A 23,827-nucleotide genomic window follows, 5' to 3' on the forward strand; every position below is an offset into this window, starting at 1 on the left:
CTTCCCGCGCCTGACCCTGCAGGGCTCCATCGGCCGGCTGCAGTTCCGCACCAGCGGCTTGCGGGAGACGGTCGACACCTGGAGCATCGGCCCGGTGGCGCTGTCCGTGCCGATCTTCGACGGCGGCACCCTGGCCGCCAATGTGGACGCCGCGCGGGCCCGCTACGACGAAGCCGTCGCGCTCTACCGCGGCAACGTGCGCCAGGCGGTACGCGAGGTCGAGGAGGCGCTGATCAACCTGCAGAGCACCGACCAGCGCGCCGGCGACGCCGACGCCGCGGTGCAGAACTACCAGGCTTCCTTCGACGCCACCAGCGCGCGCTACCAGAGCGGGCTGGCCAGCCTGTTCGAGCTGGAGGACTCGCGCCGCACCCTGTTCGCGGCGCAGACCGCGCGCGTCTCGCTGCAGCGGGAGCGCGCCGAGGCATGGGTTGCGCTCTACCGCACCAGCGGCGGCGGCTGGTCGCGCCCGGGGACCGAAACGACAAGCACCTCTTCGATCGCGAAGCCAGCGAACTAGCTCTTATGACCAGAATGAAGCGTTCCACCCTCCTCGTCATCGTGGCCGTGCTGGCGCTGCTGCTCGCGGCAGCGGCCTTCATGTTCTCGCGCGGCAAGCCGGCCGAACAGGCCGCTGGCAAGCCCAAGGAAGCCGCCGCCCAGCCGCGGCCCGCGCTCACCGTGACGGTGGCCAAGCCGGAAACCAGCGAGCTCACCATCACGCTGGCCGCCAACGGCAACGTTGCCGCGTGGCAGGAAGCGAGCATCGGCTCCGAATCCACAGGCCTGCGCCTGGCCGAAGTCCGCGTCAACGTGGGCGATGTGGTCAAGAAGGGCCAGGTGCTCGCCACCTTCTCGCAGGAGACCGTGCAAGCCGATGTGGCGCAGGCCCGCGCCGCGCTGGCCGAGGCCAGGGCGACCGCTGCCGACGCCGCCGGCAACGCCGCGCGCGCCCGTACCCTGCAGGCGACCGGCGCGCTCAGCCAGCAGCAGATCAACCAGTACCAGACGGCGGAGCAGACCGCGAAGGCGCGCGTCGCGGCGGCCGAGGCCGTGCTGGCCGCGCAACAGGTGCGCGGCCGCAACACCCAGGTGCTGGCGCCCGACGACGGCGTGATCTCGTCGCGCACCGCCACCGTGGGCAGCGTGCTCGGCGCCGGCACAGAGCTGTTCCGGCTGATCCGCCAGGGCCGTCTCGAGTGGCGCGCGGAGGTGACCTCGGCCGAGCTGGCTCGCGTCGCCGTCGGCACCCCGGCCGTGATCACCAGCGCCAGCGGCGCCCAGGTCGACGGCAAGGTGCGCAGCATTGCGCCGACCGTGGATCCGCAGACCCGCAATGCGCTGGTCTACGTCGACATCCCCGGCGTCCAGCAGACGAACGCCGTCAAGGCCGGCATGTTCGCGCGCGGCGAGTTCCAACTCGGCCGCAGCAGCGCGCTGACCGTGCCGCAGGCGGCCGTCGTGCCGCGCGACGGCTTCAACCACCTGCTTGTGCTGCAGCCCGACAACCGGGTCGCGCAACTGAAGGTCGAGACCGGCCGCCGCGTGGGCGACCGCGTCGAGATCACCACCAAGCTGCCGGACGACGCGCGCATCGTGGTCCAGGGCGCCGGCTTCCTGAACGACGGCGACCTGGTGCGGGTGGTGGATGCGCTGCCGGCGAAGCGGAGTGCGCCCTGATGAACGTCTCCGCCTGGTCCATCCGAAACCCCATCCCCGCGGTGATGCTGTTCGTGCTGCTCACCTTCGCCGGGCTGCTGTCCTTCAACGCGATGAAGGTGCAGAACTTTCCCGACATCGACCTGCCCACGGTGACCGTCTCGGTCTCGCTGCCCGGCGCTGCGCCCTCGCAGCTCGAGAACGACGTGGCGCGCAAGATCGAGAACTCGATCGCCACCGTCCAGGGCCTCAAGCACATCACGACCAAGGTGCAGGACGGCGCGGCCACGATGATCGTCGAGTTCCGGCTCGAGAAGCCGGTGCAGGAAGCGGTCGACGACGTACGCTCGGCGGTGCAGCGCGTGCGCGCCGACCTGCCGGCGGACGTGCGCGACCCGGTCATCAACAAGCTGGACTTCGCGGCCCAGCCAGTGCTGGCCTTCACCATCGCCTCCTCGCGCATGGACCCGGAGGCGCTGAGCTGGTTCGTCGACGACACCGTCACCAAGAAGCTGCTGGCCATCAGCGGCGTGGGCGCGGTGAACCGGGTGGGCGGCGTCACGCGGCAGGTTCACGTCGACCTCGACCCGGGCCGGCTGCAATCGCTCGGGGCCACCGCGGCCGACATCTCGCGCCAGCTGCGCCAGGTGCAGACCGAGAGCGCCGGCGGGCGCACCGACCTGGGCGGCAGCGAGCAGCCGGTGCGCACGCTGGCCACCGTGCGCTCGGCCGAGGAGCTGCGCGACATGCAGATCCCGCTGTCGGACGGCCGCAGCATCCGGCTCGACCAGGTGGCGCGCGTCTCCGACACCATTGCCGAGCCGCGCGCCGCTGCCCTGCTCGACGGAAAGCCGGTGGTCGGCTTCGAGGTCGCGCGCAGCCGCGGCGCGAGCGAGGTCGAGGTCGGCGGCGCGGTGCAGAAGGCGCTGGCCGAGCTGCGTGCGCAGCATCCCGACATCCAGCTCACCGAGGCCTTCAACTTCGTCGATCCGGTGCAGGAGGAATACGACGGCTCGCTGCACCTGCTCTACGAAGGCGCCCTGCTGGCGGTGATCGTGGTCTGGCTGTTCCTGCGCGACTGGCGCGCCACCTTCGTCTCCGCCGTCGCGCTGCCGATGTCGGCCATCCCCGCCTTCATCGGCATGTACCTGCTGGGCTTCTCGATCAACGTCGTCACGCTGCTGGCGCTGTCGCTGGTGGTCGGCATCCTGGTGGACGACGCGATCGTGGAGGTGGAGAACATCGTGCGCCACCTTCGCATGGGCAAGACGCCCTACCAGGCGGCGATGGAGGCGGCCGACGAGATCGGCCTGGCGGTGATCGCCACCACCTTCACGCTGATCGCGGTGTTCCTGCCCACCGCCTTCATGAGCGGCGTGGCCGGCAAGTTCTTCAAGCAGTTCGGCTGGACCGCCTCGCTCGCGGTCTTCGCCTCGCTGGTGGTGGCGCGGATGCTCACGCCGATGATGGCCGCCTACATCCTGAAGCCGCTGGTCGGCGCCGAGAAGGAGCCGCGCTGGCTCAGCTTCTACATGCGGCTGGCCGAGCGCAGCCTGCGGCACCGCTTTACCACCATGGTGCTGGCCACCCTCTTCTTCTTCGGCTCGCTCGCGATGATCCCGCTGCTCAAGACCGGCTTCATCCCGGCCGACGACAACTCGCAGACGCAGGTCTACCTCTCGCTGCCGCCGGGCGCGACACTGGCCCAGACGCTGGCCATGGCCGAGGAGACCCGGCAGCGGGTGATGGCCGTGGAGCACGTGAAGAGCGTCTACACCACCGTGGGCGGCGGCAGCGCGGGCGGCGATCCCTTCGCCAGTTTCGGCACGCCGGAGACGCGCAAGGCCACGCTCACCATCAAGCTGGCCGACCGCGGCGACCGCCCGCGCAAGCAGGGCATCGAGAACAACATCCGCAAGACGCTCGAAACCCTGCCCGGCGTGCGCACGACCGTCGGCCTCGGCGGCTCGGGCGAGAAGTACATCCTGGTGCTGACCGGCGAGGAGCCGCACGCGCTCACGGCCGCGGCGCGCGCGGTCGAGAAGGACCTGCGCACCATCCCCGGCCTGGGCAACATCACCTCCACCGCCAGCCTGATCCGGCCCGAGATCGCGGTGCGGCCCGACTTCGCCCGCGCGGCCGACCTGGGCGTCACCAGCTCGGCCATTGCCGAGACCCTGCGCGTGGCCACGCTGGGCGACTACGACCAGGCGCTGGCCAAGCTCAATCTGGCGCAGCGCCAGGTGCCGATCGTGGTGAAGCTGGAGGACTCGGCGCGGCAGGACCTGTCGCTGCTGGAACGCCTGACCGTCCCCGGTGCGCGCGGCCCGGTGATGCTGAGCCAGGTCGCCACCCTCACGATGGAAGGCGGCCCGGCGGTGATCGACCGCTACGACCGCTCGCGCAACGTCAACTTCGAGATCGAGCTCTCGGGCGTCGGCCTCGGCGACGCCAAGAAGGCGGTGGAGGCCCTGCCCTCGGTGCGCAACCTGCCGCCCGGCGTGCGCGTGGCGGAGGTGGGCGATGCCGAAATGATGAGCGAGCTGTTCGCCAGCTTCGGCCTGGCAATGCTGACCGGCGTGCTGTGCATCTACATCGTGCTGGTGCTGCTCTTCAAGGACTTCCTGCATCCGGTCACCATCCTGTGCGCGTTGCCGCTGGCGCTGGGCGGGGCCTTCATCGGCCTGCTGCTGGGGCAGCAGGCGCTGTCGATGCCGTCGATGATTGGCTTCATCATGCTGATGGGCGTGGCCACCAAGAACTCGATCCTGCTGGTGGAGTACGCGATCGTGGCGCGCCGCGACCACGGCATGACGCGCTGGGAGGCGCTGCGCGACGCGTGCCACAAGCGCGCGCGGCCGATCATCATGACCACGCTGGCCATGGGCGCGGGCATGGCGCCCATCGCCTTCGGATGGAGCGCGGCCGACTCCAGCTTCCGCGCGCCGATGGCAATGGCGGTGATCGGCGGGCTGATCACCTCCACGGTGCTGAGCCTGCTGGTGGTGCCGGCCGTGTTCACCTACGTGGACGACATCGAGCACTGGCTGCATCGGATGGTGGCGCGCATCCGCGGGCGCCGGCCCGACCCGGCCGATGCGCCGGAGGGTCCGCCGCCGCTTGCGCGCGAACAGCCGGCCGCTCACTGAGGTGTCCGCAGCACGAACGCTCCTGCTGCTGGGCGCGGCCACCCTGGGGCTCGGCTTCGCGTTCGACGGGCGCCTGCCCGCACGCCCCCTGCTTCTGCCGGCGATGCATACGGAGCCGCTCCAGACAGCGGTCGCAGAGCCGGCCTTCGCCACGCACGTCGGCGGCGTCGACTATCGGATCGCACCGGTCGCCGACTACGACATCGCCGGGCTGGTCGTCAGCCGGCATGACGCCGACGCCTGGTGGGACTGGATTCACGCGGCGAGCAACGACCACCTCAACGTGGTGGACCTCTGCCTGATCTGGGGCGCCAATGCCGCCGACGGCGCCTACGAAAAGATGTCCTTCTCGAGTGGCCAGTTCGTGTGCTACGTGAGCAGCGAGGACGCCTCGGTGTGGCGGCCGGAGTACCTCCGGTCCCTGTCCAACAATCACCTGCTGACCGACAGCGCGGCGGTCGCGCGGCGCCTTCGCGGAGTGCGCGTCGGCGACCAGGTTCGCTTGCGCGGCCAGCTCGCGAGCTACAGCCACGACGCGGGCTTTGCCTTCACCCGCGGCACTTCGCTGACGCGCGAGGACACCGGCAACGGCGCGTGCGAGACCCTGTTCGTGCGCGACCTGGAGGTCTTGCGCCGGGCGCCGGCGTGGCCGCGTTGGCTGCAATGGCTGGGCACGCTGCTGGTCGTCGCGGGGCTGTGGCGCTGGTACGCGGCGCCGCACCGGCCGCGCTAGCTCGGCAGCACGCCCTTCGCCTACCCGCCTTCGCTGCAGCCGCGCACAATGTCGGGCCGCGCCCCATGCAATGCTGTGGGAGCCTTGTGACGGAGAACACCGTGAAGCCTTCCCAGCTGCCCCGTTCCTTCTTCCTTTGCGCCGGCCTGGCAGCGCCCTTTGCCGCGCCGGCCCAGCCGGCCCCCGACGCACTCCAGCAGCGCTACGAGCGCGAGATCGCGGCGTGCAACAACGGCACCCTCGCCGCACCGGCGCGCGAAGCCTGCATCCGTGCCGCAGGCACGGCGCTCGACCGCGCGCGCGGCGGTCCGCCGGCCGAGGTGCCCCAGCCCTCGGCGGACGGACGCGCCACGATCGTGGCACCGCCCGGCGCCGCTCCCTCGAGCGGTTCGGACGCCGTTACCTCAGGGGACGGCCGCGCCACCATCGTGCGGCCGGCCGGCCAGGGGGCGCCGCAGCGGTAGCGCGGGCCCGCGCCCATTCACCGCACCGGGCAATTGGCGATTCAGCCTTCGGCCGGCGCCGGCACGACGGCCGCCTCGTCGTGCACGCCACTGTCCTTGCGCAAGGTCGCGATCAGCTCGTCCAGCGCACTGACCGCGCCTTCCGCATCGCGGGCCCGCAGGCATTGCACGACCTTTCGCCGAAGCGGAAACGCCTCGGGCCTCGGCCGCGCGGGGATCACGTGAGTCATCCGCTCGCGCAGCACGGTGGTCATCGTCTGCGCCATGAGCCGCAGGGCCTCGTTGTGACCGGCCAGGGCAATCGACGAGAAGAAGCGCGCCGTGGCCTCGATGCGCTGCGCAAGCGCGTCCTTGCCCTGGTGCTGCTCGATCTCGTCCGCGGCGGCTTCGATCACGTCCACCTCCGCATCGGAGGCCCGCTCGCAGGCCAGCCGAAGCAGAGTGCCGTAGAGCGCTCGGTAGGCCTCGTCGATGTCGGCCGTGCCGAGTTGTCCCCCGAGCACCAGCTTGCGCAGCGACTCGGCCAGCATCATGTAGGCGCCCTTGTAGAACACCAGCGCATGGTCGGCCGAACCGGTGGTCATGTGCTTCACCTCGCCGATGAAGATCTCGTGGTCGCCGGCCTCGTGGCGCGCATGCACACGGCATTCGAAGCTGGCAAGGCAGTCGTCGATGAGCGGTGTCCCGAGCGGACCCGGACGCCAGGCCACGCCCTCGAACTTGTCGGCGACCTTGCTCGATGCAAACCGGGCGGACAGCACGTCCTGGCTCTGCGACAGGATGTTGATGGCAAAGGTATCAGCCTCCACGAACGCGCGCAGCAGGCTGCTCGCCTTGCGCAGGCTGAAGAGCACCAGGGGCGGCTCGAGCGAGACCGAGCTGAACGAGTTGCAGGTCAGCCCGGCAGGCCTCCCGTCGGCGGCATTGGTCGTGATGACGGCCACCCCCGTCGGAAAACACCCCAGCAACTGGCGAAAAAGCTTGGGCTCGATGGCATCGAGATGCGGCGTCGGATGGCTCATGGTGTCTTCGTCCCCTGGCGCATGAAGAGTTGAACGATGTTGCCCTCGGGGTCGCGCAGCGACAGCACCGCGCCGTGCGAGCCCATGTCCCGCGTGCCGAGTACCTCGCCGCCCGCCGCTGCCACACGCTCGGCGGTGGCGGCGATGTCGTCCACTTCGAACACCATGACGACGCCGCTCGTCGCAGGCAGCGCTTCTTCGCGGCAAGCCAGGGCGACGCTGGTGTTGCCCACCCCGTACTGGATCCAACGATCCTTGTCGCGGAACTTGAGCTGCAGCCCCAGTGCCGATTCGTAGAAGGCATGGAGTTCGGCCGGCCGCTCGGCCACCACGAACACATTCTGCAGGCGCTTTGGCGATTCCATGGTGTGGCTCACGGTGCGTTGTTGTAGACGTTGGCCAGGGAGGCTTTCAGGAAGCCGCCATCGACCACGATGTCCTGCCCGTTGATGTACGTGGATGCATCGCTCGCCAGGAACGAGACGGCGCCTGCGATGTCCGCAGGGACGCCGATGCGCCGAGCAGGAATCCTGGAGGTGCGGGTCTTCAGCACCGCCTCGTCGCGGTAATGCACTTCCGACAACGGCGTGCGGATCATGCCGGGGCTGACGGAGTTCGCACGAATGCCGCGCGGCCCCCATTCCACGGCCATCTGATGGGTCAGCGCCCGCATGGCGGCCTTGGTCGGCCCGTAGGCACCGACCCGTGTGGACACCTGCGCCGCGATCGACGCCACGTTGACGATGCTGCCGGCCTCCTGGTCGAACATCATCGGCACCAATGCCTGCGCGCACAGCAAGGCGCCGCGAAGGTTCACATGGAAGATGCGGTCCCACAAGTCGATCGGAAAGTCCTCGAGGGCCACGGGCGACGAGGTGATGGCTGCGTTGTTCACCAGCACGTCGCAGCGACCGAAGCGAGAACGCGTCAGCCCGGCCATCTCTGCGATCGAAGCGGGGTCCGAGATATCGCAGTGCACGACCAGGCCGCCATTGGCTTCGGCGGGCGCGGCCGGATAGCTGATGTCGACGTGGACCACCTGCGCACCGATGGCGCGAAGGTGCTCGCAGATGGCGAGGCCGAGACCTCCGGCGGCGCCGGTGACGACGGCCACCTTGCCTTCCAGGGCATGGCTGTCGAAAGGGTTGGTAGAAGACATCGGTGACAGTGCTTCAGGCCGCCACGGCGTTCATCGACTCGACTTCCTTGCGGATGGCCGGGATGATCTTCTCGCCCCACAGCTCGATCTGGCGCAGCATGGTCTCCTGGTCGACGTCGCCCAGCTGCGTCTGCAGGGCAATGTGCTTGGGGCGCAGGATGCTGATCTCTTCCAGCATCTTGTCGATCACCTGGTTGACCGAACCCACCGGCAGGTTCTTGCGCAGTTGCTCGAAGCTCGGGTCGGTCGGCGACGGCACTTCCTTGACCATGTACCCATCGTCGGACTGCGCACGGCGGAACTTGAGGCTTTCCGAGATGCGGCGCTGGAAGCGCGCGTTGTCCAGGTAGGCGTCGATCTCGGACTGCTTGTCGGAGGCAAACGCACAGCGCAGGAAGCCGAACTTCACGTCGTCATCGAGATCGGCGCCGTTGTCCTGCGCCACCTTTTCCAGGCGGTCGCGCAGGGACACGATGGCGTCCGTGCCATTGAGAAGTGCCGTTACGAAGAGGTTGTGGCCTTCGCGCACGCCGCGCCCCAGCGTCACGGGGTTGCCCGAGGTGATCCACAGCGGAGGCATCGGGTCCTGCAAAGGGCGCACGGCGATGGAGCTGGGCGGCAGCTTGAGAAACTTGCCGTCGTATTCCACGATCTTCTGGGTCAGGCCCTTGGGAATGATGTCCAGGAACTCGTTGTAGATCGCGCCCGAGTCCTCGATCTTCACGCCGAAGCGTTCGAACTCGAACTCCTGGTAGCCCGAGCCGATGCCGAGTTCCAGGCGACCATTCGACACCGTGTCCACGAAGCCCACTTCGGCCAGGAAGCGCGCGGGGTGGTACAGCGGAAGAATGCAGACGGCAGAGCCCAGCCGGATGCGCTGGGTCCTGGCCGCCATGTGCGCGATCATCATCAGCGGCGACGGCGAGAGCGAGTAGTTGTTGAAGTGATGCTCGGCATACCAGGCCGTGTTGAAGCCGGCCTGCTCGGCCACCACGGTCTGCTCGATCGAGTTCTGGATGACTTGCTGCGAACTCTGGTGATAGCCACGTTGCTGCGCGAGGATGAATACGCCGAATTCCATGTTTTCTCCGAGTCGATGGGTGGATGTGCGATGAGGGAATTCTGCGGTTGGACTCGTCCTTCGGGAATATGGAAGGAGCGTGGTTCAGTCCTGCAGAAAAGTGCGGGATACCGTCGCGCTGCGGGCTCTCATCGCTGCGCGCCAAGAAAAAAGACCGGAGCCTGTGGGCCCCGGTCTGTCTTTCCGAGCGGCGCGAGCGCCCTGCCGCCTACTTGTCCTTCAGGCCTGTTGTTTTCGCCAGTCCCTGCCAGATGGCGGCGTCCTTCTTGATCGATTCCGCGAACTGCCTGGCGGATCGCGCCGGGGGAACGATCATGTTCTGCCCTTCGATCTTCTGCCGCACCTCGTCGGTCTTCTGCAAGCGGTTGATCTCCGCGTTGAGCCGATCGATGATTTCCACGGGCGTTCCTGCAGGGGCGAACACGCCGTACCAGCCGTCCGCCTCGAACTTGTATCCCTGCTCCGACAGCGTGGGCAGGTCCTGCGTGGCAGGCCAGCGTTGAGACCCCGTCTGGCCCAGTCCCACCAGCCGGCCATTCTTCATGTGCGGAATGGGCGACTGGATGTCCGTGAAGCCGACGCTGATGTTGTTGGCGATCAGGTCGGTCACTTCAGTGACGAGCGTCTTGTACGGCGCATGGGGCATGTCGAGCCCGTAGTGCGCCTTGATGCCTTCCATGGCCAGGTGGCCGGACGAGCCGGTGCCCCAGGAGCCATAGGCGAGCTTGCCGGGGTTGGCCTTGGCATAGGCCACCATGTCCGCGAGGTTCTTGAAACCCATGCTCGGGTTCGCCACCAGCAAGATGCCCGCCGCGCCCACCTGCGTGATCGGGACCAGGTCCTTTTCGGCGTCGTACGGAAGCTTGGGGTGGATCACCGGGTTGATGAGGATGGCAGACGACGGCGCAAACAGCAGTGTGTAGCCATCGCCCGCCGCCTTGGCCACGGTGTCGCAAGCGATCAGGCCATTGGCGCCGGCCTTGGGCTCCACCACCACCGGCTGCTTCAGCACCTTCGACAGGGGCTCCGCGATCAGGCGGGCAAAGGTATCGCCGCCTGCGCCGGCCGAACCGGCAACCACCAGGCGGATGGGGCGCGCAGGCCAGCTGCCCGTGTTGGCAAAGGCGCTGACACCAGCGCCGAGCAGCATGCCGCCGAGCAGGACAGTGCGTCGATTGAGGGGGGTGTGGATCATGAGGTCTCCTTGTATTGGCTGCGTGGTAGTGAAGGACCGCCTACGCAGCGAGCGCGCGAGCTTTGGGCTGGTTGCGTTCCAGCTCCTTGTTGATGGCGGGAATGATTCTTTCGCCCCAGAGAGCGATCTGCTTGAGCATGGTCTTCTGGTCGAAGTCGCCCAGCTGGGTCTGCAGCGCGATGTGCTTGGGGCGCAGGATGCTGATTTCTTCCAGCATCTTGTCGATCACCTGGTTGACCGAGCCGACGGGCAGGTTCCTGCGCAGTTGCTCCATCGTGGGGTCGGTCTCGGAGGGAACCTCCTTGATCATGTAGCCGTCGTCGGACTGCGAGCGGCGGAACTTCAGGCTCTCGGAGATGCGGCGCTGGAAGCGCGCGCAATCCAGGTAGGCATCGATCTCCGCGTTGTTGTCGGAGGCGTAGGCACAGCGCAGGAAGCCGAACTTGACATCGCGATCCAGGTCCTTGCCGTTGTCACTGGCCACCTTCACCAGGCGATCGCGCAGCTCCTGGATACCCTCGTTGCCCTTGAGCAGCGCGGTCACGAACAGGTTGTGGTTCTCGCGCACGCCGCGACCCAGCGAGACCGGGTTGCCCGAGGTGATCCAAACAGGCGGCATCGGGTCCTGCACACAGCGCACCGCAATGGAGCTGGGCGGCATCTTGAGGAACTGGCCCTCGTACTCGAAGATCTTCTGGGTCAGTCCCTTGTTCAGGATGTCCAGGAACTCGTTGTAGATCGCGCCCGATTCCGCAAGCTTCACGCCGAATCGTGCGAATTCGAATTCCTGGTAGCCCGAACCCACTCCCAGGTCCAGCCGCCCGCCGGAAACCGTGTCCACGAAGCCGACCTCGGCCAGGAAACGTGCGGGTTTGTAGAGCGGCAGGATGCAGACGGCGGTCCCGAGGCGAATGCGCTGCGTCTTGCCCGCCATGTGGGCCACCATCATCAGCGGAGACGGAGACAGCGAGTAATTGTTGAAGTGGTGCTCCGCATACCAGGCATTGTGAAATCCCGCCTGTTCCGCCGCGATGGTTTGCTGGATTGAATTGTCGATGACCTGCTGCGAGGCCTGATGATAGCCCCGTTGCTGGGCCAGAATAAATACGCCGAATTCCATAAAACATCCCCGCAAAATTAGCATCAGCCGAGCACCGCAAAGGTGGTGCTAAATTCTAGATAGACAAACAGGATCGACTATGGCAAAAACTGCAGATCTGAACTGCGCAAACCGGAGGACTCATGGATAGATTGCGGGCCATGGAGCTGTTTCTATCGATCTCCCAGACGCGGAATTTCTCGGAGACGGCGCGACGCTTCGGCATATCGGCCACGGGGGTGTCCCGCATGATCACCGACATCGAGGAGGAACTGAAGGTCAAGCTCCTGCTGCGCTCCACCCGCCAGGTCGCCCTGACCGAGTCCGGCCAGGAATATGCGCGCCAGCTGGAAGGCATCCTGTGGCGCATCAACGAACTCCAGGCCAACATCACGGCGATCAGCACCGCGCCGCAGGGTCTGCTGCGTGTGCATTCGCGGGTGATGTTCGGCCTGGGCGTATTGCCGCCGCTGATCGCTGCTTTCCGCAAGCTCTACCCGGAGATCCACATCGAACTCACGCTGACCGAGGCCGCCGTGGACCTGCGGCGCAACCAGTTCGACATCGACTTCCGCATCTCCCCGCCGGTGGAGGCCGGCGTGAAGCGCCGCATGCTTTTCCAGAGCGAACGCCATCTTGCGGCAACCCCCGCCTACCTGGCCGGCAAGCCCCGCTTGCAGGCACCCGAAGGCATCCTGGAGCATGACTGCCTGGCCTACGAGTTGCCCGGCAACGAATACACCTGGCTCTTCAAGCAGGAGGAGCGGCTCACCGAAATCGCCTTCAAGCCCCGCCATGTCAGCAACAACGGCGTGGCCCTGCTGGAACTCGCCCGCCTGGGCGAAGGGCTGGTGCTGCTGGATGACTACACGGTGCACAACGACATCCGTGCGGGCCGGCTCGTCAGGGTGCTGACCGACTATCGCATCAGCAACAAGGGCTTCGATGAAGGCATGTACGCCACCATCCTGGACACCCCGATCATTCCCGCAAAGATCAGGCTTTTCCTGGATTTCGTTGCCGAACACGTGGCGGGGCCCGAGCTGCGCTTTGCGGCTCATGGCAAGGCCGCGGGACTCGGTTCGGCGCCCGAAGCCTAGCCGCGCGGCCTATGGCGGCATGCGGCATACGGGCCGCGCTGACCCGCGAAAGCCCAGGCCGGTCACTTTGAGCACGGCTCCGTCCAAGGGACCCGATGCGCTCAGCCGGCCACTGTCGCTGATACTGGTGACGAACAGGTCGGTCATCTCCGGCCCGCCGAAGCACAAGGCGCTCGGGAGGGCCACCGGGAGGTCGATCTTGTGGGTGAGCCGCCCCTCCATGTCGAAACGCGCCAATTCCCCCGTGCGCACCAGGGCAGTCCATAGCCCGCCCTCGCTGTCGAAGGCGCAGCCATCCGGCCCGGAGTCATGCACCGCGGTTCGGACGAAGACCTGCTTGTCCGCCAGCGTTCCGCCTGCCGCGAACGCGTACGAATAGATGACCCTGGCGGCGCTGTCGGCGACGTGCAGGCGCCCGCTCACCGGATTCACGCAGGGTCCGTTGACGATCCCCAGCCCATCGTCGAGCTTGTGCAGGTGCAACCGCGTATCCAGCCGGTACAGGCCGCCCAGGGGTGGCTCATCGGGCGCACGAAACACATGCATGGTGCCGACCACGAAGCTGCCGTCGGCCAGCGAAATGCCGTCGTTCAGCCGCAAATGGGGACTGCTCGCCTCGATCCGCGCCAGCGTGCGCAATTGCCCGGTGCGAAGGTCGAGCGTTGCAATTTCGTCCTTCAGCGCCAGCACGATGCAGTCGAGCCCATCGCCGTTGAACGCAAAGGAGCCCAGGGGTGCCGGCGCTTCATGGCGCGCCGTCTCCTGGCCCGTGCCCGGGTCCAGCGCATGGATGAGGCCCTTGCGGCAGTCCAGCAGCCACAGTTGCGCTCCATGCCACACCGGGCACTCGCCCAATGCCGTTTTCAAATTGCCCAGGCGCTGAATTTCCATTTTTGCAGTGCCCTTTTAATTCGCAAGCCAGATCATTGATTTGCGTGCACGGATGAAAGACCGATTGAAATCAGGCAAAACCAAACGTTGGCATGAAGCACGCGGAGCATCGTCGTCTGATTTTGAAGTCCGGCGATGGTAGCAACCCGGCACCCACCCACCAACGGACGAATGCTTCATTTTTCGCAGAACACTCTCTCAGATTGATCGGAAATGGATTTGAACGCCATTTCTATAATCGATCGAGCAATTCTGCCGCAGCCAAGCTGGCTTCTTTTAGAGGTGGTGTATGAGTGATGAATGGGTTCGTTTGGAAGTTTCTGACGGCGTGGGTCTGGTCACCATGGACCGCAAGCCCGTCAACGCGCTGAGCCGCGACATGCGGCGCCGGCTGGTGGCCACGTTCGACGCCATCTCCGAACGCGAGGACATCCGCTGCGCGGTGCTGACCGGCGCCGGCGACGTGTTCTGTGCGGGCGCCGACCTGAAAGACCGCCCCAGCGCCGAGATCGCCGGCGACTTTCTCGAGCACAACCGCATCACCCGCGAAACCGGAAACGCCATTCGCGAGTGTGCCAAGCCCGTGATTGCCGCCATCAATGGTGCGGCATTGGGCGCAGGCTTCGGCTTGGCCGCCGCCTGCGACATCCTGTATGCCTCGGAGAACGCCACCGTGGGCATGCCCGAGATCAACGTGGGCCTGGCGGGCGGCGCCTCCATGCTCAAGACCTTGTTCGGCCGCTCCACCTTGCGCCGCATGTTCTTCACGGGCCAGCGCTTGAGCGCGCACGACCTGCTCAAGCGCAACGTGATCGAAGAGGTGCTGTCCGAAAAGGACCTGCTGCCCGTAACGATGGCACTGGCCCGCGAGATCGCCTCCAAGGCACCGCTGGCCATCGCCTACGCCAAGCGTGCAGCCAACATGGTGGACGTGATGCCGCAGCGCGACGCCTATCGCTTCGAGCAGGAGTTCACCATGGCCCTGTCGAAGACCGAAGACGCCCGCGAGGCGCGCATGGCCTTCCTCGAGAAGCGCGCACCCGTTTTCAAAGGGCGCTGAGCACATGTTGACCCAGGTTCAAGCATCCCCGGGCGCCGGGCTGGACGCCTTCTTCAAGGCCGACGGCGTGGCCGTGATCGGCGCTTCCGACGACATCACGAAGATCGGCGGCCGACCAGTCCAGCTGCTGCTCAAGTACGGCTATGCCGGCGCCATCTATCCCATCAACCCCAAGGGCGGCACGATCCAGGGCCTCCAGGCCTACGCCTCCATCCTGGACACGCCCACGGCGCCGGAGATGGCGATCGTGGCCGTGCCCGCCGGCGCCACGCTGCAAGCCGTGCGCGACTGTGCCGATCGCGGCGTGCGCGGCGTGATCGTGCTGTCCACGGGCTTTGCCGAGGCCGGCCCCGATGGCGCGGCCCTGCAGGCCGAGCTGGTGCGGGTGGCGCGCAACCACGGCATGCGGCTGCTGGGGCCGAACTGCCTGGGCGCGGTCAACGTCGTGGACAGGCTGGTGGGCTCTTTCTCCATTGCGCTGGAACAAGGCATGCCGCCTGCCGGGCAGGTGGGCATCGTCTCGCAGTCGGGCAACATCGGCAGCTTCACCATGCGCAACATGGCCGATCGCGGCCTCGGCGTGAGCCGCTTCATCGCCACCGGCAACGAGGCCGACGTGGATGTGGCCGACGGCATTGCCGCACTGGCGCACGATCCCGGCACGCGCATCATCCTGTGCTGCATGGAAACCTGCCGCAATGCCGCACGCCTGGTCGAGGCGCTCGACATGGCGCGCCGGCAGCACAAGCCGGTGATCGTTCTCAAGATCGGCGCCACCGAGCAAGGCCAGGCGGCCGCTGCCTCGCACACCGGCGCGCTGATGGGTTCCGACGCGGTGTTCGATGCCGTCTTCCGCCGCTATGGCGTGCTGCGCGTGCGTTCGTTCGAAGAGCTGCTCGAGGTCGGCCACGCCGTTGCCCTCCTGGGTCCGGCGCGGCTGCCCGCCACGGATGCGGTGACGCTGGTGGCTGCTTCCGGCGGATTCGGAATCATGATGGCCGATGCGATGGTGGAAGCCGGCATGACGCTGCCGCAGCTCGCCGACACGACCAAGGCCCTGATCCGCGAGGCCGTGCCGACGGCCGGCACCAGCAACCCGGTGGATGCGTCGGCCCAGATGTCCGCAAGGCCGGACATCCTGCTGAAGATGCTGACGGCGCTGCAGAACGACGAGAACGGCGGAACGCTGGTGCTGCTGCTGGCGCTGTCGCTGTACAACCCCCGCCTGCGCGGCGTGTACCTGGAGGCGCTGTCGAAGATCCGCGCCAGCCACCCCGACCGCCTGCTGATCCTCATCAGCCAGGGCCCGCCCGATGCGGTCGCCGAGATCAATGCGCTGGGCATTCCGGTGTTCCCCGGCATTCCAGCGGCAGCCAGGGGCCTGGCAGGCCTGGTCAGGCTCGGCCGGCTCACCACCCTGCCCACCGCCCCTGCCTATGGTGGCCCGGTCGACAAGGTCGATCCGGCCGTGTTCCGCAACGAGTTCCATGCCAAGAAGGCACTGGCGGCTGCGGGCATCAGCGTGCCGCGCGAGGAGGTGGTGGCTTCGGCCGACGATGCCGTGCGCAGCGCGCAGGCCATCGGCTACCCCGTGGTCCTCAAGATCGCGTCGGAAGACATCGCCCACAAGACCGAGATCGGCGGCGTGGCGCTGAACCTGCAGGACGACGATGCCGTGCGCCAAGCGTACGACCGCCTCATGGCCAATGCCGCCAAGCATGCACCGCAGGCGCGGCTGGATGGCATGCTGGTGGCCCCGATGGTCAGCGGCGGCGTGGAGCTGATCGCCGGCGTCTCGCGCGATCCCGTGTTCGGCCCCGTCGTCATGGTGGGGCTGGGCGGCATCCATGCCGAGATCCTCAAGGATGTCGCGGTGCAGGTGGCACCCGTCTCCGAGGACGAAGCCCTGCGGATGATCCGCGGCCTCAGGATGTTCGCGCTGCTTGACGGCGCCCGTGGCCAGCCCAAGGCCGACGTGGCCGCCGCTGCCCGCACGGTGGCCCGGCTTTCGGAGTTCGCGTGCCGCCATGCCGAAGACGTAGCCGAAATCGACATGAACCCCATCCTGGTCAAGCCCGAGGGCGAGGGCGTCCTCGTCCTCGATGCCCTGATGGTTCCGACCACCCGCAACAGCCCTGCACATTGAAGCCCCTCATGCACATGGAAAAGAACCCGGCCATTCCGGACGCTGCAGCAGGCCCGGCCGTCTACCGCCAGTACGCGCGCCAGTGGCTGCGCGCCCATCTGCCCGAGCACATGCGTGCGGACAGCATCCACTACCGCACGCCCACGCTGGACGAGTGCCGCGACTGGGAGGCGTCCATGTACGACGCGGGCCTGGCGGGCATGACATGGCCCAAGGCCTACGGCGGCCTGGGGCTGACTCTGCGGGAGCACCTGGCCGTCAACAAGGAAGTGGGCGCGCTGGCCATGCCGGAGAGCGTGAGCTCGATCGGCAAGGAACTGGCGGGGCCCATCATCCAGACCGTGGGCACGGAAGAACAGAAGCAGTTGTTCCTGCCGCGAATCCTCTCCATGCGCGACTACTGGTGCCAGGGCTTCTCCGAGCCCGACGCCGGCTCCGACCTGGCGCGCCTGCGTACCAGGGCCGTGCAGGAGGGCGACACGTGGCGCATCAACGGGCAGAAGATCTGGACCAGCGGTGCTGCCAAGGCGCACTACTGCCTGCTCCTCACCCGCACCGGAACGGTCGCCGACAAGCACCGTGGGCTGTTGATGTTCGCGGTGCCCATGGACACGCCCGGCATCCGGGTGGTGCCCATCAAGTCGATCGACGGCAAGGAATCCTTTGCCGAAGTCTTCTTCGACAACGTGGAGGTGCCCGACAGTGCGCGCCTCGGCGCACCGGACGAGGGCTGGAATGCCGCCATCCGCGTGTTGTCGATCGAGCGCGCCACCAACCGCATGTACCGGGCGTGGCGTTTCGAATGCGAACTGCGCCAGCTCATTGCCGCGTGCAAGTCCGACCCGCAACTGTCGAAGTTGCTGGACGACGGTTACTACCAGCGCCGCATCGGCGATGTGGTGGGCGAGATCGACGCGCTCAAGGGCCTGGTCGAGCGCACGGTGAACCAGATGATGGCGGGCGACAAGATCGGTGCCCGTGGCTCGCTGACCAAGCTCTTCTGGTCGGAGTGCCACCAGGCCTTCATGGGCTTGGCGCTGTCCGTCGTGTCGCAGGTGAACCCGCGCTCCAGTGCGTTGGCGCAACGCGCCCGCAAGGCCTTCACCACGGGCTACCTGTACGCACGCGCCGAAACGATCTACGCCGGCACCACCGAAGTGCAGCTGGACATCATTGCGCAACGCATCATGAATTTGCCGAAGGACCTTTGAGATGCCAACATCAGACAACGATCTCAAGCCCGAGGAATTTGCCCAGGCCGCAGCCGAGGCGATCTCCGATGCGCAGACTCGCAACTTCCGCGAGGCTGCCCAGGTGCTCGCCAATGCGGGGCTGTGCGGGGTGTGCGCCCAGGAAGATGCCGGGGGGCTGGGGCTGGGGCTGGGCATCGAGTTCGCCCTGCCCATCGCGGCCGAAGCGGGCAAGCTGCGCTTGCGGTGGCCGCTGCTCGAAACCATCCTGATCGCCAAGGCGCTGGGGGACTCTCCCCTGGCTGCCGAACTGGCCAGCGGCGCACGCGTCGCCACATGGGCCTTGCAAGGCAGTCTTCAGGACCGATGGGCGGGGCAGGCTCGCTGCGCCAAGGACAGTGACTGGGTCCTGGTGGCCGACGGCCAGGGCGGCGGCGCCCTGCTGGACCTGAGCTCCGTCCAAATCCAGGACGACGGCGCGCTGGACCCGGAAAGCCCTCAATCGTGGCTGGCGCTGGACAGCGCCCAGGTGCTGGCCGAGCTGGATGCCGCGACCTTTGCAGCACTGCAGCGCAACGGCCAGATCCTGATCGCCGGCTTCGTCAACGGTGCTGCCGAAGCCGCCCTGGTCACCACGGCCGAGTACATGTCGACCCGCGTGCAGTTCGGACGCCCCCTGTCGGCCAAGCAGGCCGTGCGCCACCTGCTGGCGCGCATGCGCCTGCTGCAGGAAGCCTCCAATGCGGGCATCGAGCGCGTGCTCGGCACGGACGAATACGGCAGCGTGCGCAGCCCCCAACCCGTGCTGGCCCATGCCCTGGCCAGTGCGGCCTTCGTGCTGGAAAAGTCCATCCACCTGCATGGCGGCATGGGCTTCACCTGGGAGGTGCCCTTGCACTACGCCCTGCGCGAAGTACGGAAGTTCGACGCCGCATTCGGCTCGGGCGCACTTGCCAGCCAGGTCGGCCGGGACTTCATCCGGTCTGTATGAACCAAGGAATACCCATATGAGTCAGGATCTGCTCGGCCGTGTGGCCCTCATCACCGGCGCAGGCGCCGGCATCGGCCGCGAAACAGCCTTCCAGATGGCCGCTCGCGGTGCGATCGTCTGCGTGAACGATCTCAAGGAGGAACTGGTCACGCCCGTGGTGGAGGACATCAAGTCCCGGGGCGGGCAAGCCATCGGCATCGCGCTGAACATCGCCAGCCGCGAAGGCATTCGCGAAGCCATCCAGCGCTCGTACGAGCAAGGCAAGCGCTTCGACATCCTGGTCAACAACGCGGCCTGGGTGCGCTACCAGGCCATCCCCGAAATCATGCCGGAGACCGTGGATCGCATGCTGGACGTGGGCTTCAAGTCCGTGATCTGGAGCCTGCAGGAGGCCGTGGCGGTGATGGACCCGCAGCGCGGTGGCTCGATCGTGAACGTGGCGTCGGTCGCGGCCTTGCGCTCTGCCGCGAACTCGGTGGTCTATTCCGGCATCAAGGCGGGCATCCTGGGCATCACCCGCGCCGCGGCAGCAGAACTGGGTGCGCGCAACATCCGCGTCAATGCCGTGTGCCCGTCGGCGGTTCCCACCGAAGGCACACAGCGCAACCGCAACGCCGAGCGCGATGCCAATCGCATTGCCCGCACGCCGCTGGGCCGGCTGGGCACCGTGGAAGACATCGCACGCAGCATCTGCTTCCTGGCCAGCGATGACGCGGGCTTCATCACGGCGCAGTCGCTGACGGTGGATGGCGGCATCACGCTGACCAACATCTGATCTCCCCGGGACTGCGCATGTCCTCGGTTCTGATCACCGGTGCTGCGTCCGGCATCGGACGCGACACCGCACGGCTCTTCGCCGGCGCAGGCTGGCAATGCGTGCTGGTCGACAACAACGAGCGGGCCTTGCGTTCATTGGGCCAAAGCCTGCCCTCCCCTGCCTCGGCCGCTCATGGGCTGCGCACGATCGACCTGACCGACCCGCAGCAGATCGCATCGCTCGGAGAAGGCACGCCCGGGCTGGACGCCATCATCAACAACGCGGGCATGTCCGACACGTCCAACACGCCGCTGGCAGAGCAAGGCCAGGCGCAGATCGGTCGTCTGCTCGCGCTCAATCTCGCAGCGCCGGCGGCCGTGGTCGATGCGTGTGCCCATCTGCTCAAGCCGGGCGCACGCATCGTCAACGTGGCGTCCGGCGCCGGCCTGCATGCCATCCCATGGCGTGGCGCCTACAGCCCGAGCAAGGCGGGACTCATCGCCCAGACTTTGGCCCTGGCGAAGGCACGGCCCGATTGGTGCGTGACGGTGCTTGCTCCGGGTTTCGTCCGGACCGAATTGGTGGACGGACTGATCCAGGCCGGTCGGCTCAAGCCCGAGAGCGCAGTGGCGAAGATCCCGCTCGGCCGCATGGCAGCGCCGGAGGAAATGGCGCAGGCACTGTACTTCCTGGCCAGCGCCGGAGCGCAACCGCTGAGTGGCCAGATGCTCGCGGTGAATGGCGGCTCTTCCGTCTACGGCGGCAGTCAGCCGTTCGCGCCAGCCACCCTGGACCCGCAGCCTCTGGACATGCCGGTGCAACTGGAAGTCTGCGGCGCAGAAGCCGCACCATGGCAAGCCGTGGCGCAAGCGCCCGCGGCGGCCCCCCACTATGCAGCCTGCCTCGACGTTTCGCCGCTGCACGGTGCTTCGGGATGCCTGTTTCAGGCGGTGCATGCTGCCGCCGCGCGCTTTGCAGCGCGCTACGCGGAACAGGCCAGCCTGACTGTGCTGCTGCCCGCCGAAAAGGCCGATCGTTGGCAAGACGCCGGTGATGCCGCCGCGGCACGCATGCTGGTCTCGACCCTCGCCTGCGAGTGGGGCAGCCGAGCATTGCGCATCAATGCGCTGGAAGTGCCAAGGGGTGTGGACCCGGCGGCATTGCACCCGCTGCTGCGTTTCGTCTGCGGATCTGCTGCCCAGTACCTGACGGGCCAGACGCTTGCCTGCCGAGGCCCAACGCCACAGGAGTCGCGATGAAAACACCAGCCGACGTGACCGATCCTGCGCGTGCGCAGATCAAGGATTCCTTCATCGCGGAGCGCGGCTACTGGCGCCCCTGGACCGAGACCATGCTGCAGGCCTGCCCCGCATTCGTGCAGCAATACGCGCGCTATGCGGGCTACCCCGCGCGCAGCGGGCCACTGACGCAGCGCATGGTGGAGCTCATCTATGTGGCGCTCGATTCTTCCTCCTCCCATCTTTTCGAGGCGGGCCTGCACACCCACATGAAGCGGGCACTCGAGGTGGGCGCCACCCAGGCCGACATTTTCGATGTGCTGCACCTCGTTGCCGTGCAAGGCGTCGCCAGCGTGTGCCAGGCCACCGACATCCTGGCCGAGTTCGCCGGCTCGAGCGCAGTGGCGGCGATCGACGAGGAACTCCAGGCCCGCATCGACAGGCTTGGTCCCGCGCACGCCCTGGCCCTGGCCTCCGTCGCGCGGCTCGACCCCGGCTACGCCGAGGTGCTACTCGACTTTGTCGAGCGAGGTCGCCCCGGTGCGGGCCTGACCCAGGCGGAGCGCAGCCTGGTCCAGCTGGCATTGCACGCGTGCTTCACGGCTTTCAACCCGGACGCCATACGGCAGATCGTCGCCACGGCGCTGTCTCAAGACCTGACGCCGGCCGAGCTGCTCCAGGCCATCCAGTTGGGCGGCCACCTGGCCGTGCATGGCACTGCACTCGGGACGAATGTATTCCGGCAAACCCAGGCCAGCGCGTGAGGTGCCGCGGGTGCCGTCGAACACGCGCGGCGCGCAACTGACTGGTGGAGCGGCGGAACTCAGCGGCGTGGCATGGTGTCGGGAGGCGGCGGGCGCATCGCGCCATGGCACGGCGGCCTGCCGGCGGCCAACTACCATCGACACCTTGTCCCGCCCACGCCCGCCATGTCGAGCCTCCCACTGTCCCAGGTGCTCTTTCTGTCCAACGCCCAGATCGCGATCGAGGCAGCGGCCACGCTGGCGTTCGCGCTTTCGGGGCTGATCGAGGCGGCACGCAAGCGGCTGGACGCGGTCGGCGTCTGCGTGGTGGCGGGCTTGGCGGCCTTCGGGGGCGGCACGCTGCGCGACGTGCTGCTCGACCGCCGGCCCTTCTTCTGGGTCCAGCACGCGACCTGGCTCTGGGTGCTGCTCGCGCTGTGCGTCGGCGCCATGTTCTTCATGCGCTCGCGCCATTTCGCGCTCACCGAGAGGGCCATGCAGTGGCCCGATGCGCTGGGCCTGGGCCTGTTCACCGCCGGCGGCACGCAGATCGCGATCGACGTCGCCATGCCGCCCATCGTCGCCGTGTTCATGGGCATGGTGACGGCGGTGTGCGGCGGGGTGCTGCGCGACATCGTCTGCAACGAGATCCCGCGCGCCTTCAGCGATCACCGGCCCTATGCGCTGTGCGCATTCGCCGGGGCCTGGCTGGTGGTGCTGGTCCATCAATTGGCGATGCCGCAGTGGCTCGGCCTGGTGGCCGCGGCGGGCACGGTCACGCTGCTGCGGGTGCTGGCGATGCTGACGGGCTGGAAGCTGCCGGCCTGGCGGGCCGACTAGCGAAAGCGCCCGAATGACGCCTACGCACCCCGCACCTCCTCCACCATCCGCACCAGCCGGCGCGCATCGGTCAGCACCAGCGCCCGGCCCTCCTTGGCCAGCAGGCCGTCGCGCCGCAGGGCATTGAGCTCGCGCGTGACCTGCTCGCGGTTGGTGCTGATCTGGCTGGCCAGCTCGGCATGGGTCGGCGCCGGCTCCAGCCGCGCCCGGTTGCCGTCGATGCCCGCAGCCTGGGCCAGGCGCAGCAGCTCCGCGTGGACACGGTTCTGGACGCCGAGCGTGCTGAGGTCGATCACGCGCTCGGACAACTGGCGCACCAGCGCGGTGAGGCTGCGCATGACGCGCTCGGCGACCACCGGCTCGTCGCGCAGCAACGCGAGAAAGGCCCCGCGATCGAGGCTGGCGACCACGCTGGGCGTGAGCGTCACCACGTCGGCCGAGCGCGGCTGGCCGTCGATGGCGGCGATGTCGCCGAAATGCTCGCCCTCGAGCGAGTCGCGGAAGGTGACCTGCCGCCCGTTGGCTGCGTAGATCGTCACCCGCAGCCGGCCGGAAACCAGGAAGAAGACGTCGCTCTTGCGCTCGGAGCGCCGCAGCACGGGCTTGCCCGCCGGCAGGCTCTGCCACCGGCAGCGCTCGGCCAGCTGCTCCAGCCGCTCGCGCGACAGGCCCTGCAGCAGCACGATGTGCTGCAGGCCCAGGCTGGAGCGATCAGGCGGCATGACACGGACCCCGTGAGGACGGCCTCTTTGCAAAACCTGTGCGCTTGCGCACAGCCCCCGGGGCGGTGGCAACTCACAGTAGGACCGTGATGGATGCGATTCCCGCACCCACACACCCCGCAGAGGAGATTTCATCATGAATACAAAAGTTCTTGCTTTTTTTGCTGTCACATTCGCTGGTGTCGTGTCTGCCCAGACGGTTCCTCCGGAGCAATGGGTTGGCGCGCCGATTCCGTCGGCCGCCACCCTGAGCCGCTCGGCCGTGATGGCCGACTACATCGCCACGGCGCCTGCCGAAGGGAGAACGCCGCAGGAGTTCCGCGTCGGGCCACCTGACGCGCAGCCTGGCGGATTGAGCCGCGCAGAGGCGGTGGCCGACCTGAACCTGTGGCTGCGTTCCGGCCTTGGCCAGAGCGCCTATCGCGACGACTTCGATCCCGCGCGCGGGCACTACCGCGCGCAAGTGGCGATGTACCGGCGGCTGCGCCACGGACCGGAGTTCACCGCGGAAGTCGCGCGCATCCAGGGCGGCGGCGGATTCGCGACCATCGCGCACGCAGCACCGATGCCGGCGGACGAGTGAGGCCA

23 protein-coding genes are annotated in these 23,827 nt (G+C 67.5%); 15 read left to right on the forward strand and 8 right to left on the reverse strand.

Annotated elements, in window-relative coordinates:
- From APY03_RS44265 to APY03_RS21275, 5 genes are all read left to right on the forward strand, one after another.
- On the forward strand, positions 1-520 hold a 520-nt coding region (locus tag APY03_RS44265), incomplete at its 5' end, for a TolC family protein (protein ID WP_232324363.1).
- 5 nt (positions 521-525) lie between these two features.
- Entirely contained in the window at positions 526-1,680 is a 1,155-nt protein-coding gene (locus APY03_RS21260) for an efflux RND transporter periplasmic adaptor subunit (protein ID WP_068679728.1), read from the forward strand.
- Positions 1,680-4,808, forward strand: a complete 3,129-nt coding sequence (locus tag APY03_RS21265) for an efflux RND transporter permease subunit (protein WP_068679730.1) — start codon at positions 1,680-1,682, stop codon at positions 4,806-4,808. The genes APY03_RS21260 and APY03_RS21265 overlap by 1 nt, the downstream gene beginning before the upstream one ends.
- 1 nt (position 4,809) lies before the next feature.
- Positions 4,810-5,541: a hypothetical protein gene (locus APY03_RS21270; protein ID WP_146039375.1), complete on the forward strand. Its 732-nt coding sequence runs from the start codon at positions 4,810-4,812 to the stop codon at positions 5,539-5,541.
- Between the two features lie 101 nt (positions 5,542-5,642).
- The gene (locus APY03_RS21275; protein WP_146039376.1) at positions 5,643-6,005 is read left to right on the forward strand and encodes a hypothetical protein; all 363 of its coding nucleotides are present in this window, start codon (positions 5,643-5,645) and stop codon (positions 6,003-6,005) included.
- Positions 6,006-6,046: 41 nt separating this feature from the next.
- Here APY03_RS21275 and APY03_RS21280 read toward each other — a convergent pair whose 3' ends face one another.
- The 6 genes from APY03_RS21280 to APY03_RS21305 all read right to left on the reverse strand — a co-directional run bounded on the left by APY03_RS21280 (position 6,047) and on the right by APY03_RS21305 (position 11,582).
- Positions 6,047-7,027, reverse strand: coding sequence for a flavin reductase (locus tag APY03_RS21280; protein ID WP_068679736.1), 981 nt, complete (start codon positions 7,025-7,027; stop codon positions 6,047-6,049).
- Positions 7,024-7,392 carry a VOC family protein gene (locus APY03_RS21285; protein ID WP_068679738.1) on the reverse strand — a complete coding sequence of 123 codons (369 nt, stop codon included), beginning with the start codon at positions 7,390-7,392 and terminating at the stop codon, positions 7,024-7,026. Before APY03_RS21285 ends, APY03_RS21280 begins: the two co-directional genes overlap by 4 nt.
- An 8-nt stretch (positions 7,393-7,400) precedes the next feature.
- Positions 7,401-8,186, reverse strand: coding sequence for an SDR family NAD(P)-dependent oxidoreductase (locus tag APY03_RS21290; RefSeq protein WP_068679740.1), 786 nt, complete (start codon positions 8,184-8,186; stop codon positions 7,401-7,403).
- A 13-nt stretch (positions 8,187-8,199) separates the two neighbouring features.
- Positions 8,200-9,267 carry an LLM class flavin-dependent oxidoreductase gene (locus tag APY03_RS21295; RefSeq protein ID WP_068679742.1) on the reverse strand — a complete coding sequence of 356 codons (1,068 nt, stop codon included), beginning with the start codon at positions 9,265-9,267 and terminating at the stop codon, positions 8,200-8,202.
- A gap of 208 nt (positions 9,268-9,475) precedes the next feature.
- Entirely contained in the window at positions 9,476-10,462 is a 987-nt protein-coding gene (locus APY03_RS21300; protein WP_068679744.1) for a Bug family tripartite tricarboxylate transporter substrate binding protein, read from the reverse strand.
- Positions 10,463-10,502: 40 nt separating this feature from the next.
- Positions 10,503-11,582, reverse strand: a complete 1,080-nt coding sequence (locus APY03_RS21305) for an LLM class flavin-dependent oxidoreductase (protein ID WP_068679746.1) — start codon at positions 11,580-11,582, stop codon at positions 10,503-10,505.
- 122 nt (positions 11,583-11,704) lie between these two features.
- Here APY03_RS21305 and APY03_RS21310 point away from each other — a divergent pair, with 122 nt between their 5' ends.
- Positions 11,705-12,661, forward strand: coding sequence for a LysR family transcriptional regulator (locus APY03_RS21310; protein WP_068679753.1), 957 nt, complete (start codon positions 11,705-11,707; stop codon positions 12,659-12,661).
- Between the two features lie 9 nt (positions 12,662-12,670).
- Here APY03_RS21310 and APY03_RS21315 read toward each other — a convergent pair whose 3' ends face one another.
- Positions 12,671-13,552, reverse strand: coding sequence for an SMP-30/gluconolactonase/LRE family protein (locus tag APY03_RS21315; RefSeq protein WP_068679760.1), 882 nt, complete (start codon positions 13,550-13,552; stop codon positions 12,671-12,673).
- 289 nt (positions 13,553-13,841) lie between these two features.
- Here APY03_RS21315 and APY03_RS21320 point away from each other — a divergent pair, with 289 nt between their 5' ends.
- The 8 genes from APY03_RS21320 to APY03_RS21355 all read left to right on the forward strand — a co-directional run bounded on the left by APY03_RS21320 (position 13,842) and on the right by APY03_RS21355 (position 22,517).
- Positions 13,842-14,612, forward strand: coding sequence for an enoyl-CoA hydratase/isomerase family protein (locus APY03_RS21320; protein ID WP_068679766.1), 771 nt, complete (start codon positions 13,842-13,844; stop codon positions 14,610-14,612).
- Between the two features lie 4 nt (positions 14,613-14,616).
- On the forward strand, positions 14,617-16,758 hold the full coding sequence (locus APY03_RS21325) for an acetate--CoA ligase family protein (protein ID WP_102905828.1): 2,142 nt from the start codon (positions 14,617-14,619) through the stop codon (positions 16,756-16,758).
- A gap of 8 nt (positions 16,759-16,766) precedes the next feature.
- Positions 16,767-17,969 carry an acyl-CoA dehydrogenase family protein gene (locus APY03_RS21330; RefSeq protein WP_068679768.1) on the forward strand — a complete coding sequence of 401 codons (1,203 nt, stop codon included), beginning with the start codon at positions 16,767-16,769 and terminating at the stop codon, positions 17,967-17,969.
- Between the two features lies 1 nt (position 17,970).
- Positions 17,971-18,939, forward strand: coding sequence for an acyl-CoA dehydrogenase family protein (locus APY03_RS21335; protein ID WP_068679770.1), 969 nt, complete (start codon positions 17,971-17,973; stop codon positions 18,937-18,939).
- 16 nt (positions 18,940-18,955) lie between these two features.
- A complete protein-coding gene (locus tag APY03_RS21340) occupies positions 18,956-19,714 on the forward strand; it encodes an SDR family NAD(P)-dependent oxidoreductase (RefSeq protein WP_068679772.1) in 759 nt (252 codons plus the stop codon).
- 17 nt (positions 19,715-19,731) lie between these two features.
- Entirely contained in the window at positions 19,732-20,955 is a 1,224-nt protein-coding gene (locus APY03_RS21345) for an SDR family oxidoreductase (RefSeq protein ID WP_068679774.1), read from the forward strand.
- The gene (locus tag APY03_RS21350) at positions 20,952-21,698 is read left to right on the forward strand and encodes a carboxymuconolactone decarboxylase family protein (RefSeq protein WP_068679776.1); all 747 of its coding nucleotides are present in this window, start codon (positions 20,952-20,954) and stop codon (positions 21,696-21,698) included. Before APY03_RS21345 ends, APY03_RS21350 begins: the two co-directional genes overlap by 4 nt.
- A gap of 165 nt (positions 21,699-21,863) precedes the next feature.
- Complete coding sequence (locus APY03_RS21355; RefSeq protein WP_068679899.1) at positions 21,864-22,517, forward strand: trimeric intracellular cation channel family protein; 654 nt, start codon at positions 21,864-21,866, stop codon at positions 22,515-22,517.
- 20 nt (positions 22,518-22,537) lie between these two features.
- Here the strand turns inward: APY03_RS21355 and APY03_RS21360 are convergent, their stop codons facing one another.
- Positions 22,538-23,239 carry a Crp/Fnr family transcriptional regulator gene (locus APY03_RS21360; protein ID WP_068679778.1) on the reverse strand — a complete coding sequence of 234 codons (702 nt, stop codon included), beginning with the start codon at positions 23,237-23,239 and terminating at the stop codon, positions 22,538-22,540.
- A 136-nt stretch (positions 23,240-23,375) separates the two neighbouring features.
- On the opposite strand from APY03_RS21360, the gene APY03_RS21365 reads away from it, so the two are divergent.
- A complete protein-coding gene (locus APY03_RS21365; protein WP_146039377.1) occupies positions 23,376-23,822 on the forward strand; it encodes a hypothetical protein in 447 nt (148 codons plus the stop codon).
- Positions 23,823-23,827: the final 5 nt, after the last annotated feature.

The sequence above is a fragment of the Variovorax sp. WDL1 genome (genome assembly GCF_001541225.1).
Classification (GTDB): domain Bacteria; phylum Pseudomonadota; class Gammaproteobacteria; order Burkholderiales; family Burkholderiaceae_C; genus Variovorax.